Raw genomic sequence first — 15,412 nt, forward strand, 5'->3', positions numbered from 1 at the left:
TCATTATCTTGTCGAGTGAATGTCATCGACAAGATAATTAAGCCGTTACTTTACCAGCTCCCTTGATTCTCCATACTCAACCAAGGCTCTTGAGGGGCTAATGCGTCATCTTTTTGCAATAACTCAATAGATATGCCGTCTGGAGATTTTACGAAAGCCATATGGCCGTCACGAGGCGGACGATTAATAACAACGCCTGATGCCATTAGCGCCGCACAAGTTTTATATATGTCAGCAACCTCAAAGGCTAAATGACCAAAGTTTCTGCCAACAGTATATTCTTCTACAGAATCCCAGTTATGGGTTAGTTCAATTTCAGGGCCGCCAACTTCTGTCGCAAGAAAGATCAACGAAAACTTGCCTTTGGGTACATCGACACGCTTTGTTTCAATGAGTCCTAGCTGATTAATATAAAAATTGAGTGACTTATCTAAATCATGTACGCGAACCATTGTGTGTAAAAATTTCATTTTGTACCTGTTTTGTATTGTTGGCTAATAAAAAGTAATGACTGACAAACAGCAAAAACTTCATTTGTTGTTTAGATAATAATTAATTGATCATATAAACAGAAAGTATTTTATTTACTATGCTAATTAAAACCGAATATCAGTAAATACACCCACTGAAAAATAAAATGACATTATCAATAGTTTATTTTATATTCTTATGTGGCCTGTTAACAATATTACAACAAATTAATGACATGATAAAAATAATACCACTCAAATATAGCTTGATTGTCTGTAGTCTTCTATTACCTATTATTAGCCAAGCTACAGAAGTATCAATGGCTTTTAGTAAAGAAATTCCTCCTTATATTTTTGAAGATGATAATAGTGGAATCGAAATAGATATTATTAAGGCCGCCTTAGCTCATAAAGGCCATACGTTAAAGCCAATGTACTTTCCATTAGGAAGAATTCCTTATGCTTTCACCAATAATTTAGTTAATGCAGTCATGGGAGATATGGGGGTAAACTTAAAATCACAAGGCGGTTTTTATGCCAAGGCCGCTGTTATCTATGATAATGTATTTATTACTCTAAAGAATAAAGATATTGTACTAAAAAGGCCTAAAGATTTAGATTCGTTGAATGTGGTCTCTTTTCAAGGAGCAGATAAGCGTTATCCTAAATGGCTTAAAAAAGTAAAAGAAGACAGTAGGTTTTATGGTGTTAGCGACCAATTAACACAAGTTAAGTTACTGTACTTTGGGCGCTATGATGTGGTGGTAAGTGATCGTTATATCTTTAGATATTTTGTCAAGAAACTTAATTTAATGCATGGTCTAGATAGCCAAGAAATTACTGAGCACAAACTTACCATCGATAAACCCATGGATTATCGTCCCGTATTTAGAGATAAAAAAATTCGAGATGATTTTAATTTTGGATTAATTAAAATCAAGGAAAGTGGTGAGTTTTTAAGGATATACGAGAAGTATATAAGTTTATAACTAACGGCTATACACAGGTAATAACCGAGAACGAATTAACTGGTTTTCTCTTTAAAACTACATAAATCTTCTATTATACAAGAACCACAACGGGGTGTTCTTGCTATACAAGTATAACGACCATGAAGAATGAACCAGTGATGTAAGTTATAAAAAAACTCTGTTTTTCTTGGTGTGTTTTTAATAATATTTTTTTCAGTTTCTTCAACTGTTTTCCCTTTCGCATAACCGGTACGATTTGCCAGTCTTTGAATATGGGTGTCTACAGCGATAAAGTACTTACCTTCATTATCTTTTAGTTGGCCAAAAGCGGTGTTTAAAACAACATTTGCTGTTTTTCTGCCGACCCCAGGTAAGGCTTCTAGTGCCGCTCTTTCTTTGGGGACTTCGCCACTATGCAAATCAACTAACATTTGGCATGTTTTTAGCGTGTTTGCCGCTTTAGTATTAAATAAACCAATTGTTTTTATATAAAACTTCAAACCATCAAGTCCTAAATCAAGTATAGCTTGAGGGGTATTAGCAACAGGATAAAGTTTTGCTGTGGCTTTGTTAACACCAACATCAGTCGATTGTGCTGAAAGTAGCACAGCAATAAGCAACTCAAAAGGTGAAGAAAAATTAAGTTCAGTCGTTGGGTGTGGATTATTGTCTCGTAACCGCGTTAATATTTCTAAACGTTGTGCTTTATTCATGGCGTTATTCTTTTATTATTATTTTTCATCAAAATTGACACGAACTCGTGCAATTTCCTTACTTTCTGTTTTAGGCTTAGCGGCAGCTACTCGATCATCAATGGCGTTTTTTAAAGCTATAAATAAGCCCATAACGATAAAAGCACCTGGAGGTAGTATTGCGAGTAAAAATTGACTATCTAGGGTATAAACTTCAACACGTAATATACTTGCCCATTCGCCAAGTAATAAATTAGCGCCATCAAATAGCGTTCCTTGGCCAAGTATTTCTCTTACTGCACCTAACAACATTAATATTAATAAAAAGCCTAAACCCATCATTAAACCGTCAAAGCTTGCTTGTTTAATTGGATTTTTAGAGGCGTATGCCTCCGCTCTACCAATAATGGCACAGTTAGTAACAATTAAGGGTAAAAATATGCCAAGTGATTGATATAAGCCAAAAGTATAGGCATTCATCAATAACTGTACACAGGTAACAAAAGAAGCAATAATTAAAACAAAAATAGGGATCCTAATTTCTTTAGGTACCCATTTGCGTATTGCCGATACGGTAGTATTTGAACAAATAAGAACAAATAAGGTCGCTAAGCCCAAACCAATAGCATTTGTTAAGGTCGATGTTACGGCTAATAATGGACACAATCCTAATAGTTGTACTATACCCGGATTGTTCTTCCATAAACCTTGCCAAGCTAATTCTTTATATTCATCGTTAATTTTCATGACGATTAAGCTCCCTTAGCAACATCTTGATTTGAACAATTACTCGCAGCTTCAAATAATTCATCTTGGTGAGCGTTAAAATAATTGACTGATTTACGCACTGCTTTGACTACAGCACGTGGGGTTATTGTCGCGCCTGTGAATTGATCAAACATGCCGCCATCTTTTCTTACTAACCAACGATTATCATTTTTATCAATAAGCTTTTTACCGGTAAAGCTATTGATCCAATCGCTTTTTTTCTCTTCAATTTTATCGCCCAATCCAGGCGTTTCTTGGTGTTGTAATGTTCTAACACCACTTATGCTACCATCGATATTGATGGCAACAATAAGCTCTATATTGCCACTGTATCCATCTGGCGCAACGGTGGTAATTGCCGCAGCAACTGGGCTATTATCATTTCTTGCCCGGTAAACTTTTGGTGGGTTAACTGTGCCTAATGCCTCGTTAGGTAAAATGAAGCAGTCTTTATAGATAACATTGTTGTAGCTATTTTTAGCAATGATACTGTTTAAATTACGCAATAAGTCTTGTTGTTGCTGCAAGATAATTTGATCTTTGGTGAGTGAATGAACCACGCCAACAATTGCCGTACAAGCAATAGCAAATAAAGCGAGGATCCTGGCATTTTTACTGACTGCACTGGTAAGAGAAAGGACCATTATTCTTTGCCTGCTTTACTTGATGAAATATTATGCCCATAAGTACGGGGGCGTGTGTACTGATCTATTAGTGGAGCAGCCATATTACAAATTAGCACTGCAAACGCGACACCATCAGGGTAACCACCGTATTTTCTAATAATAAAGACTAAAAAGCCTGCTAATGCGCCAAAAACGATTCGGCCTTTAATACTGGTAGCGCCAGAAACTGGGTCCGTTAAAATAAAGAATGCACCAAACATACATGCACCATTAAACCAATGGAAGAGTGTTGAAGCGTTAGTATCTTGGCTATATAAAAAAGCAATTAATGAACAAACAAATACGCTTGCTAAAAAGCTAACGGGGGTTGCCCAATGAATTGTTTTTTTGCTTATTAAGAATAAACCACCCAGTAAAAAACCAGCACTAACCCATTCCCAGCCCACGCCAAAATTTTCACCAATGACAGAGCTTGTCATACTTTCTGCAATGTTTAAGCCCAGAGTTAGGTTTGTTTTTACCGTATCTAAGGGAGTTGCCATAGTGTAACCATCGACATGTGTTCGCAGTTGTTCAACAGAATAGCCATCAATAGTAAAGCTACTAAAAATTACAGAGAGTGTATCAACAAAATTTAACGGTAAAGTCATTAGTTCAAGTGGCGGTAACCAGGATGTCATTTGTACCGGAAATGAAATCAATAGCATGACATAAGCGGCCATTGCAGGGTTGAAAGGGTTATGACCTAGACCACCATATAGCTGCTTTACGACAATAATGGCAAAAGATACACCAATAACAGTGATCCACCACGGCGCTATGGCAGGTAAACTGATCCCCAGTAATACCGCGGTTAAAATAGCGCTGCCATCAAATAGTTGCGCCTTGATATTTTTCTCTCGTAACGATAAAACGGTAAATTCTGCAATTAATGCGGTGAAAACAGCGAGTGATATATGGATTAAATTACCCCAGCCAAAAAAATACCACTGGGCAAATACACCAGGAATAGTAGCGTAAATAACCATACGCATTATTGATGATGTTTCACTTTGAACATGATTATGTGGTGAGCTTGCTATCCAAAAGGCCATAATATTACGTCAACTCTGATTTTACGGGTTTGTTAGTTTTTTCTTCGCTAGGATTAGCCGTCGATTTTGCTTGTTGCTGGGCAAGCTTACGGGCTTTCGCCTTTGCAACAGCTGCAGCAATTTTAGCTTTTTTATCATCAGCTGGAACGACCATGCCAGCCTGGTTTGCTTGTGTGGCTGCTTCAATAACAATTTTATTATCAAGGGTTAAGTCGCTATCATCTGCGCTATCCTTATTTTTTTCAGCAAGCTTACGGGCTTTCGCCTTTGCAACCGCCTTGGCAATTTTAGCTTTTTTATCATCAGCTGGAACAACCATATCAGCCTGGTTTGCTTGTGCGTCTGCTTCAATGACAATGTTATTCTCAAGGGTTAAGTCGGTATTATCTGCGCTATCCTTATTTTTTTCAGCAAGTTTACGAGCTTTCGCCTTTGCAACAGCATTGGCAATTTTAGCTTTTTTATCATCAGCTGGAATGACCATATCAGCCTGGCTCGCTTGTGCGTCTGCTTCAATGACAATGTTATTATCAAGGGCTAAGTCGCTGTTATCTGCGCTATCCTTATTTTTTTCAGCAAGTTTACGAGCTTTCGCCTTTGCAACAGCATTGGCAATTTTAGCTTTTTTATCATCAACAGCGGGGGGAACATCCCCCAGCGCACTTTGTGGCTCTGATTTATAAGTTGTCGTATTTTGTTGAGCGGCTAGCTTTTTCGCTTTCGCTCTTGCGATAGCTGCGCTCACTTGACTTTTTTGTTCATTTTCTGCCGGTGGTGCTACTGTCTGTGCAGTAATATTTTCACTACCTTGGGTTTGTTGAGCTTTTTTCGCTTTAACTCGAGCTAACGCGTCGGCAACGGCTGATTTTTCTGTTTTTGCTTCACTGGTACCTGAGTTCATCCGCGCTTTACGTGCTGCTGCTGCTGCTTTGTGCTTTTCTTCTCGTGCTATTTTATCTCTGGCTAAACGCTCTTTTCGTGCTTCAAATCTTACCTTTGCATGATCAGCTTTTATATCAAGTTGTTTTTGTTGACGAATTTCAGATTTTGCTACTCGGTAATAATGCACCAAGGGGATCTGGCTCGGACAAACGTAGGCACAAGCACCACATTCAATACAATCAAATAAGTTTAATTTATCAAGCTGTTGGTGATCTTTTGCTTTAGCGCTCCATTGTAACTCTTGTGGTAACAATTGGCTGGGGCAGACATCACTACACTGGCCACATCTAATACACTCAACCTCCTTTGTGCCGGTTGAATAAGGTGATGATATTTCCTGCTCACTCGGTGCAAGTATACAATTGGTTGTTTTTACAACGGGAACTTGATCTGTGGGTAAGCTATAGCCCATCATTGGACCACCCATAATAATATGCTTTTTATCTTTATTGGGGTAACCACATTGTTCGAGTAAAAAACCTACGGGAGTGCCGAGTAATGACCAGACATTCTGTGGCTTCTGTAAAGCTTGGCCACTGACAGTAACCACCCGCTTTATTAATGGAATATCGTTTATTACCGCATCAGCTATTGCAAAGCAAGTGGCAATGTTGTGCATAACAATACCCAGAGAGCTAGGGAAAACGCCTGAAGGAACCTCTTGTCCCGTTAATATTTGAATTAACTGTTTTTCACCGCCAGTAGGATATTTAGTTGGTACTACACACACTTGAATTTTTTCATTATCAGCCGTTACTTGCTGAAGTACTTTTATCGCTTCAGGTTTATTATTTTCAATACCAATCAGAATATGTTCAGGTGAAAGAAGACGGTCAAGTATATTAATGCCATCAAGAATTGATGGGCTGTGCTCACGAATTAATAAATCGTCAGCACTAATATAAGGTTCACATTCAGCGGCATTAATAATAAGGAATTTTATTTTGTCTCTAGTACTTATTTTAACTTGTGTAGGAAAACCAGCACCGCCCATACCTGATATACCGGCTGAAGAAATTTTATCAATTATTTCATTATGGCTTAATTTACTTACATCAGTACATATATGACGTTCTTGCCATGTATCTTCTCCGTCTGGCTTAATAAATAAGCATAATTCGCTTAGGCCTGAGGGATGAGCAATAACGGCATTTTTAATGGCAGTAATAGTGCCACTCGTAGGAGCGTGAATAGGAACAGCCATAGGATGCATACTCTGGGTGAGTGCTTGGCCCTTAAGTACTTTATCGCCTATTTTTACCCGTAAATCTGCGGCAATACCTATGTGTTGCTGTAATGGCAGTATTAGCTGTTCAGGTATGCTAACCGCTCTGATAGGCTTATCAGTGGTTAAAAACTTCTGTTCTGGTGGATGTATACCGCCATGAAAAGTCCAAAAATTAGCGCGCTTTATACGTTCAATAACTGATCCCACGAATCCTCACCTAATCAAGCTGTACCACAGGTATATTATTAAGATCCCATTGCCAGTTTTGTGGTGTTTTAGCGATAGGTATCATTATTATGCAATCGACCGGACAAGGGTCTATACATAAGTCACAGCCAGTACATTCGTCGGCTATTATAGTGTGCATCTGTTTGGTCGTACCTAAGATTGCATCAACAGGGCAAGCTTGAATACATTTAGTACAACCAATACAGTCTTCTTCAATAATAAAAGCAACTTTAGGAGAATTGTCTGTATCATGATTTTCGTCAAGAGGTGGTGGTTCAACCCCCATTAAGTCTGCTATTTTTTTGATGGTATCTTCGCCGCCAGGTGCGCATTTGTTAATAGCCTCACCGTTCGCGACTGCTTCTGCATAAGGTTTACAACCAGGGTAACCGCATTGGCCACATTGCGTTTGTGGTAAAATAGCGTCAACCTGCTCGGCAAGAGGATCGCCCTCAACGTGAAATTTTACAGAGGCAAAGCCAAGAATGGCGCCAAAGACTAACGCCATACAGCCAAGTACTAGTATTGCTAATAGGGTGGTCATTACAACTTCACCAAACCAGTGAAACCCATAAAGGCAAGTGACATTAAGCCAGCGGTTATCATAGCGATAGCGGAACCTTTAAAAGGTTTTGGGATATCAGCATTAGCAAGTTTTTCGCGCATCGCTGAAAACATAATAAGTACAAGAGAAAAACCGACAGCCGCGCCAAAGCCATAAACAATCGACTCAAGAAAATTATGTTGCTCATAAATATTTAATAAAGCTACACCTAATACTGCGCAATTAGTGGTAATCAAAGGTAAGAAAATACCCAGTAAACGGTATAAGTTGGCACTGGTTTTATGTACGACCATTTCCGTAAATTGTACAACTACAGCGATGACTAAAATAAACATCATAGTCGTTAGATATTCGAGTCCCAGAGGAGTAAGAATATAGGTATTTACGATGTAGCTGAGTAACGAAGCAATAGTCATTACAAAGGTGGTGGCAAATGACATACCGATTGCAGTTTCAGTACGTGAAGACACCCCCATAAATGGGCATAAACCTAGGAACTTTACGAGAACAAAGTTATTGACTAATACTGTGCTAACTAACAGCAGTAGATAATCTGTCATTTGAAAATTAATTTTATGAGATAATTCACGCTATTATCCGACTTTATTAGCCAGATGACAACCGCTCAATGCCTTAATTTTTATTGCATATGCACTATCTTCTTGCCATGCTTGGCCTTTATTAACATGGAACGTTTAGCTTTAAGTTATACTCAATTAAATCGCTTCAGGCTTTCCTAAATAAAAACCTTGGCAACCATCGATAAATAATTTTTCTAAAGTAAACTTTTCTTCTTGGCTTTCAACACTTTCAGCTAGAACAGTGATACTGAGGCGATGAGCAAGATCGACCATTAATCTGATGAAGTACTGGTTGTTTTTATCATCATCAATATCACGTGTATATGTACTATCCATTTTAATAAAGTCAGGTTTAAGGTCGCGGAAAAATTTAAAAGAGGTTAAACCCACGCCAAAACGCTCAACAGTAATACGAGAACCGACTCTGTGGATCATATCAATAAAACGCTTACTGGTTTTAATGTTTTGTTGGAGGCCGTATTCCGTTATCTCAAAGATTAATTTTGCAGCAATAGTTGCTTCTTTCAGTAAACGACGTTCAAGCCAAATTAAAAAATGTTCGTCATGAATACTGCGTGAACTGATGTTGATGCCGAAAAATTGGTCATGTAAATTTTTTGTTTTAATTTCACTGATCACTTTTTCAATAATCATTTTGTCAACCGCCGTCATTTTATCAAGCTTTTCCGCCATAGCTATAAAAGAAGCGGTGGGTAACATTTCATCAGATGAATTTAAAAAGCGGGCAAGAATTTCACCATAGACTTTATTGTTACGGCTATTAGGTTTTATCGGTTGGACAAGTAATTTAACCCGTTGGTTTTCTAATACGCTGTCTATCTCTTGACGCCAATTTTGGTTGCCATAATTCGCACTAGAGCTATGTAAAATGTCACTGTCGCTTTGCGAAAACCAAGAATTGAGTTGTTGAGTTTGTGCAATACTGATACCGGTATCAGCGAGTGCCAGTAATTCGCCAAGTGGTTTGTCTTTCTCGAAATAGACTAAACCAGTATAGCCAACTGAATCTAAATCTGATGATTGTTGGTAAGCGTTAAATTTACTGGATATTTCATTTGCAGCGTTCTCTGCTTCTTTTAATGTTACGTTAGGAAGCAAGGTGGCAAAGTCGGAACTATTAAGCCGATAAACATTTGCGCCTCGGTAGGTTGCAGTAACGCTTTTAATAATGTCGGCAACTTTGCAAATATAATTATCACCTTCACTGTAACCATGTATTTGATTGATAGTTTGCAGCTCAGAACAGCGTGTTATCGCTAAGACCCCAAATTCAACCTGGTTTTCATCATTAGCAAAAAACTGAATAAAGCGATTACGGTTTTCTAATTTTGTAAGAGGTTCAATATAAGCTTGCTTTTCAAGTGCACTGGCATCGTTAACATGCGCTGAAAGTAATGCCTCGACTTTTTTTAGTCCATGAGTTAATTCAGGCATGTCAATAATTTCATCACCAGCCTCAAGTTTATTCATCGATATAACTTGAGCAATACCCTGTTTTATTTTGTTGTTAACCACAAAAACAAGCTTTTTAGTGTGCTTAACACTTAGCGTACAAGCAATAACAATAATGATAAGGCTGGCTAAAATAGAGACCAGCATTATTTTAAGGATCATTATCGCGGCATCATTACTGTTTATTTGATAACTAACGGTTGTATTAGATGGGTGGGTAAATACGACTATAGGTGGAGAAATATAAGGAACAAGTAGGTTTGTATTGACTACCTTATAATTAACTATTTCTTCGTTTTGTTGTTGTAGGGTAAATAATTGAAAATCAGCTAGATTAACTAAGTGTTTAACTTGTTCTAATTGGTTGCTCTTATCTGATGTGTCGATAATAGCTGAAATAGAGCTTTTCATCATTAATTGCTTACTCGAGAGTGAGGTAGCAAAGAAATAACTGACCATAACAACAATAAGAATATTAAAAAACATCCCTAAAATGACGTTGCGCATTAATAATTGAGAATAGCTATACATAATAAGTTGATTTACTGAAAAAATAGGCCTACTTCAATTTATAGCATGCTTGATAAAAAATTACTAACTTACTGTTATTTAGAGTGATATATAATGTAGGCATTAATGTGCTCTATAAGTTAAGGTTTTATTGCTTATCCTATTAATTAGGCTTGCGATTCGGCGGGAGTCGCTATATAATTGACCCAGCTTAAATATAACAATATTTCACTGAAATTAATTTTTTGGCTATTGCTTAAAGCAAAGTTAGAAGATAATTTTATATTGTTGTATCGATTTGACGGCTTATTTTATAAGTCACTAGGTTAAATCAACATCGTGGGTTCAGTGTAATAAGCCCCGCGTATTGGGGCTTTTTCGTATCTGGGACATTTGTTCAGCACGATAAGTTTTAAGAATTGCTGGGCTATAAGCCCTTTTTTTGTATCTGGATGTTGATACATTAAGACAAAGTAAGATTTTATTTGGAGAAAATGATTGGCTAAGTTTGAACATAAATTAACAGACATGTTACGTCCTGCTGTTGAAGAAGTTGGTAAGGAATTATTAGGCATTGAATATATTAGTGCTGGTAATAACTCAGTATTACGTTTGTTTATCGACCATGAGAATGGCATTGATGTTGATGATTGTGCTGAAGTTAGCCGTCAAGTAGGCGCTATTCTTGACGTTGAAGACCCTATCGGCAGTGAGTTTAATTTAGAAGTTTCGTCACCCGGTTTAGACCGACCGTTATTCGATAAACCACACTATGAAGCAGTGATTGGTGAAATTATTGAAGTAAAATTATCTATACCATTAAACGGCCGCCGCAAATTTAAAGGTCGCTTAGCTGCCGTTGAAAACGATACCTTAGTAGTAACGGTCGACAGTGAAGACTATGAATTAGTGCTTGGTAATATTGTTAAAGGCAATTTGGTTTTTAATCATAATAAAAAAAGCTAAGCAAATAATAACAATAAAATAAAAATACGTAGTTGTTCAACGTCATTACATAAATAGTTGAACTGTTCAGAAACGATTAAAAAGGCTAAGTAGCATGAGTAAGGAAATATTACTGGTTGTAGATGCCGTATCTAACGAGAAAGCATTACCCCGTGAAAGCATTTTTGAAGCAATGGAAACCGCTTTAGAAACAGCAACAAAGAAAAAATATGAAGGTGACATTATTGTTCGTGTTGCTATTGACCGTACTAATGGTGAATTTGATACTTTTCGACGTTGGTTGGTGGTTGCCGATGACGCCGTAGCAGAAAACCCATTTGCAGAAATGAGTTTGTCAGCTGCACAGTACGACAATGAAGAGTTGCAGTTAGGCGATTATATTGAAGATCAAATTGAATCAGTTAAATTTGACCGTGTAACTACGCAAACAGCAAAACAAGTTATTGTTCAAAAAATTCGTGAAGCAGAACGTGCTCTTATTGTTGAAGCTTACCAAGAACAAATTGGCGAGCTAGTGACAGGTGTTGTTAAAAAAGCCAGTCGCGATAGCATCATTATTGATTTAGGTAATAATGCAGAAGCGGTTATCTATCGTGACGATATGTTACCTCGTGAAACATTCCGTCCAGGGGATCGTGTTCGTGGTTTGTTATACGAAATTAAAACAGAAACGCGTGGCGCACAATTATTAGTGACTCGTTCTAAGCCTGAAATGTTAATTGAACTTTTCCGCGTAGAAGTGCCAGAAATTGGCGAAGAGATGCTAGAAATTAAGGGTGCTGCTCGCGATCCAGGTTCACGTGCAAAGATTTCTGTAAAATCTAATGACAAGCGTATTGACCCAGTAGGTGCTTGTGTTGGTATGCGTGGTTCACGTGTGCAAGCCGTTTCAACTGAGCTTGGTGGTGAACGTGTTGATATCGTTTTATATGACGATAACCCAGCACAATATGTTATCAACGCTATGGCTCCAGCTGAAGTTGCATCAATTATTGTTGATGAAGACAAAGGCACCATGGATATTGCTGTTGAAGAAGGCAATTTAGCGATGGCCATTGGTCGTAGTGGTCAAAATATCCGTTTAGCTAGCCAATTAACTGGCTGGGAATTAAACGTGATGACTGTTGCTGACATGAACGAGAAGCATCAAGCCGAAAACGATAAAGTTATTTCATTGTTTACAGATAACTTAGATATCGATGATGATTTTGCTAACTTATTAGCAGAAGAAGGTTTTGCTACGTTAGAAGAAATCGCTTACGTACCAGCAGCTGAAATGTTAGAAATTGACGGTATGGATGAAGATATTGTTGAAGCGCTTCGTGAACGTGCCAAAGCGGCATTAACGACTCGTGCATTAGCAAGTGAAGAGTCTCTTGAAAATGCAGAACCAGCAGCTGATTTATTAGCGCTAGACGGTTTAGAACGTCACTTAGCATTTGTATTAGCGAGTCGTGGTGTAATTACCCTTGAAGACTTAGCTGAACAAGGCGTTGACGAAATTGCCGATATTGAAGAATTAGATGAAACCAAAGCGGGCGAGTTAATTATGGCTGCGCGTAATATTTGTTGGTTTAACGAAGAATAATTCCCGGGAGAATATAGTAGATGTCAAACACAACTGTAGCAGAACTTGCTCAAGAAATTGGTACACCGGTGGACCGCTTAGTTAGCCAATTGGCTGACTCTGGCGTGAATAAATCCGCGACCGATTCCGTATCACAAGATGAAAAAGAAGCATTGTTAGACCACTTGAAAAAGCAACATGGTGACGACTCAACGGCCGGACCATTAAAAATGACGCTTAACCGTAAATCTAAATCAACGTTAACGATGGGACATGGCAGTAAAGCTAAGTCAGTTAATGTTGAAGTGCGTAAAAAACGCACTTATGTTAAGCGCAGCGAAGTTGAAGAACAACAGCAAGCAGAAGCTGAAGCTAAAGTAGCAGCAGAAGCTGAAATTGCCGCTCAAGCAGCTGCTGAAGCAAAAGCAATTGCTGATGCTAAAGAAGCAGAAAATGGTAAAGCAGTTGCTGCAGCAAAAGCAGAAGCAGAAGCAGAGCGTAAAGCAGCGGCAAAAGCCGAAGCCGAAACTAAAGCTAAGCAAGCAGCCGCAGCGAAAGCAAAAACTGCTGAAGAAGCGCCAGTAAAAATTGCTGAAACTGAAGAAGCTAAAAAAGTTCGTCTTGCTTTAGAAGCTGAAACAAAAGCTAAGCTTGAAGAAGAAGCTAAAGAAGCAACAGCCGCCGCTAAAAAATTAGCAGAAGAAAATGAAGCGCGCTGGAAAGAACAAGAAGCTGAGCGTAAAGCTAAAGAGAAAGAGGTTGTTCATTTAACTTCTTCTAAATATGCTCAAGAAGCTGAAGATAAAAGTGACTCTGCTGATGAAAGTGGTCGTCGCCGTAAGAAGAAAAAAGCACCTGCAGACCGTAATGCTCGTGGCCGCAACAATGGTCGCGGTAAAGGTAAAACTTTATCTTCACCTGACAGCTTAAAACATGGTTTTACTAAACCAGTAGAAACAAAATTACAAGATATTCGCATTGGCGAAACTATTTCGGTTGCTGAACTTGCCAATAAAATGGCTAAGAAAGGCGCGGAAGTTGTCAAAGCTATGTTCAAACTAGGCGCAATGGCAACCATTAACCAAGTTATTGACCAAGAAACAGCCGCGCTTGTTGCTGAAGATATGGGTTTTGAAGTTGTACTTGTTAAAGAAAATGCCTTGGAAGAAGCCGTACTTGCTGACCGTCATCATACGGGTATCGAAATCACTCGTGCACCTGTTGTTACTATTATGGGTCACGTTGATCACGGTAAAACATCATTACTTGATTACATTCGTAAAGCGAAAGTAGCAGACGGTGAAGCCGGTGGTATTACTCAGCATATTGGTGCTTATCACGTAGAAACTGGTCATGGTATGATCACTTTCTTAGATACTCCTGGTCATGCTGCCTTTACTTCTATGCGTTCTCGTGGTGCTAAAGCAACGGATATCGTTATCATTGTTGTTGCTGCTGATGATGGTGTTATGCCACAGACTGTTGAAGCAATTCAACATGCTAAAGCGTCTGATGCGCCTATTATCATCGCCGTAAACAAGATGGATAAAGAAGGTGTTGATATCGAACGTGTTAAGAGTGAATTGTCTCAACACGGTGTTTTATCTGAAGAGTGGGGCGGTGAAGTTCAATTTTGTCATGTCTCAGCTAAAACAGGTTTAGGTATTGATGACTTGCTTGATTCAATATTGCTACAGTCTGAAGTTTTAGAGCTAACTGCTGTTGTTGATAAAATGGCAAGTGGTGTCGTTATTGAATCTAAATTAGATAAAGGCCGCGGCCCAGTAGCAACTATCTTGGTTCAAGAAGGTACTTTAAAGCAAGGTGATATTGTACTTTGTGGTTTAGAATATGGCCGTGTTCGTGCAATGCGCGATGAAAATGGTAAAGATATTCAATCAGCAGGTCCATCTATCCCAGTTGAAATTATTGGTTTAAGTGGTGTTCCACAATCTGGTGATGAAGCGACTGTTGTTAAAGATGAGAAGAAAGCACGTGAAGTTGCTTTATTCCGTCAAGGTAAATTCCGTGATGTGAAACTTGCTCGTCAACAAAAAGCTAAACTTGAAAATATGTTTGCAAGTATGGCTGAAGGCGAAATTTCTGAAGTAAACGTTGTAATTAAGTCAGATGTTCAAGGTTCACTTGAAGCGATTAGTGACTCATTACTTAAGTTATCTACTGATGAAGTTAAAGTTAGAATCATAGGTTCAGGTGTTGGTGCTATCACTGAAACTGATGCGACATTAGCGGCGGCTTCAAATGCCATCGTGGTTGGTTTTAATGTTCGTGCTGATGCATCTGCGCGTAAAGTGATTGAATCTGAAAACATTGATTTACGCTACTATAGTGTTATTTACGCATTAATTGATGAAGTTAAGCAAGCCATGAGCGGCATGTTAGCGCCAGAGTTCAAGCAAGAAATCATTGGTCTTGCACAAGTTCGTGACGTGTTTAAGTCACCTAAAATCGGCGCTATCGCTGGTTGTATGGTTACTGAAGGTATCATTAAACGTAGTGCTCCAATTCGCGTATTACGTGACTTGGTTGTTATCTACGAGGGTGAGCTTGAATCACTTCGTCGTTTCAAAGATGATGTTGCAGAAGTTCGTAACGGTACTGAATGTGGTATCGGTGTTAAGAACTACAATGATGTTCGCGTTGGTGACCAAATTGAAGTATTCGAAACAATAGAAATTAAGCGTACGCTATAACTTTAGATTATTGCTGA

The 15,412-nt window shown here is 38.4% G+C and carries 13 protein-coding genes; 4 read left to right on the forward strand and 9 right to left on the reverse strand.

Annotated elements, in window-relative coordinates; genetic code table 11:
- Positions 1-50: 50 nt before the first annotated feature.
- Complete coding sequence (locus A3Q34_RS15515; RefSeq protein WP_070376171.1) at positions 51-470, reverse strand: VOC family protein; 420 nt, start codon at positions 468-470, stop codon at positions 51-53.
- A 167-nt stretch (positions 471-637) separates the two neighbouring features.
- On the opposite strand from A3Q34_RS15515, the gene A3Q34_RS15520 reads away from it, so the two are divergent.
- Positions 638-1,459, forward strand: a complete 822-nt coding sequence (locus tag A3Q34_RS15520) for a substrate-binding periplasmic protein (RefSeq protein ID WP_231907368.1) — start codon at positions 638-640, stop codon at positions 1,457-1,459.
- 35 nt (positions 1,460-1,494) lie between these two features.
- Here the strand turns inward: A3Q34_RS15520 and nth are convergent, their stop codons facing one another.
- From nth to A3Q34_RS15560, 8 genes are all read right to left on the reverse strand, one after another.
- On the reverse strand, positions 1,495-2,154 hold the full coding sequence (nth, locus tag A3Q34_RS15525) for an endonuclease III (RefSeq protein ID WP_070376173.1): 660 nt from the start codon (positions 2,152-2,154) through the stop codon (positions 1,495-1,497).
- Positions 2,155-2,172: 18 nt separating this feature from the next.
- Entirely contained in the window at positions 2,173-2,880 is a 708-nt protein-coding gene (locus A3Q34_RS15530; protein WP_070376174.1) for an electron transport complex subunit E, read from the reverse strand.
- Positions 2,881-2,885: 5 nt separating this feature from the next.
- Positions 2,886-3,545 (reverse strand): electron transport complex subunit RsxG, encoded by a 660-nt coding sequence (gene rsxG, locus A3Q34_RS15535; RefSeq protein ID WP_070376175.1) that lies wholly within the window; start codon positions 3,543-3,545, stop codon positions 2,886-2,888.
- On the reverse strand, positions 3,545-4,621 hold the full coding sequence (gene rsxD, locus A3Q34_RS15540; RefSeq protein ID WP_070376176.1) for an electron transport complex subunit RsxD: 1,077 nt from the start codon (positions 4,619-4,621) through the stop codon (positions 3,545-3,547). Before rsxD ends, rsxG begins: the two co-directional genes overlap by 1 nt.
- 4 nt (positions 4,622-4,625) lie before the next feature.
- Positions 4,626-6,998: an electron transport complex subunit RsxC gene (gene rsxC, locus A3Q34_RS15545; protein ID WP_070376177.1), complete on the reverse strand. Its 2,373-nt coding sequence runs from the start codon at positions 6,996-6,998 to the stop codon at positions 4,626-4,628.
- Positions 6,999-7,008: 10 nt separating this feature from the next.
- Entirely contained in the window at positions 7,009-7,563 is a 555-nt protein-coding gene (gene rsxB, locus A3Q34_RS15550; protein WP_070376178.1) for an electron transport complex subunit RsxB, read from the reverse strand.
- On the reverse strand, positions 7,563-8,144 hold the full coding sequence (rsxA, locus tag A3Q34_RS15555; protein WP_070376179.1) for an electron transport complex subunit RsxA: 582 nt from the start codon (positions 8,142-8,144) through the stop codon (positions 7,563-7,565). Before rsxA ends, rsxB begins: the two co-directional genes overlap by 1 nt.
- A 156-nt stretch (positions 8,145-8,300) precedes the next feature.
- Positions 8,301-10,169: an EAL domain-containing protein gene (locus A3Q34_RS15560; RefSeq protein WP_070376180.1), complete on the reverse strand. Its 1,869-nt coding sequence runs from the start codon at positions 10,167-10,169 to the stop codon at positions 8,301-8,303.
- A gap of 477 nt (positions 10,170-10,646) precedes the next feature.
- Between A3Q34_RS15560 and rimP the strand changes: the two genes are divergently transcribed.
- The 3 genes from rimP (at position 10,647) to infB (ending at position 15,395) form a co-directional block, all read left to right on the forward strand.
- On the forward strand, positions 10,647-11,114 hold the full coding sequence (gene rimP / locus A3Q34_RS15565) for a ribosome maturation factor RimP (protein ID WP_070376181.1): 468 nt from the start codon (positions 10,647-10,649) through the stop codon (positions 11,112-11,114).
- A 94-nt stretch (positions 11,115-11,208) separates the two neighbouring features.
- Positions 11,209-12,702, forward strand: coding sequence for a transcription termination factor NusA (gene nusA, locus A3Q34_RS15570; RefSeq protein ID WP_070376182.1), 1,494 nt, complete (start codon positions 11,209-11,211; stop codon positions 12,700-12,702).
- A 20-nt stretch (positions 12,703-12,722) separates the two neighbouring features.
- Positions 12,723-15,395: a translation initiation factor IF-2 gene (gene infB, locus A3Q34_RS15575; RefSeq protein ID WP_070376183.1), complete on the forward strand. Its 2,673-nt coding sequence runs from the start codon at positions 12,723-12,725 to the stop codon at positions 15,393-15,395.
- Positions 15,396-15,412: the final 17 nt, after the last annotated feature.

The sequence above is a fragment of the Colwellia sp. PAMC 20917 genome, from assembly GCF_001767295.1.
Classification (GTDB): domain Bacteria; phylum Pseudomonadota; class Gammaproteobacteria; order Enterobacterales; family Alteromonadaceae; genus Colwellia_A.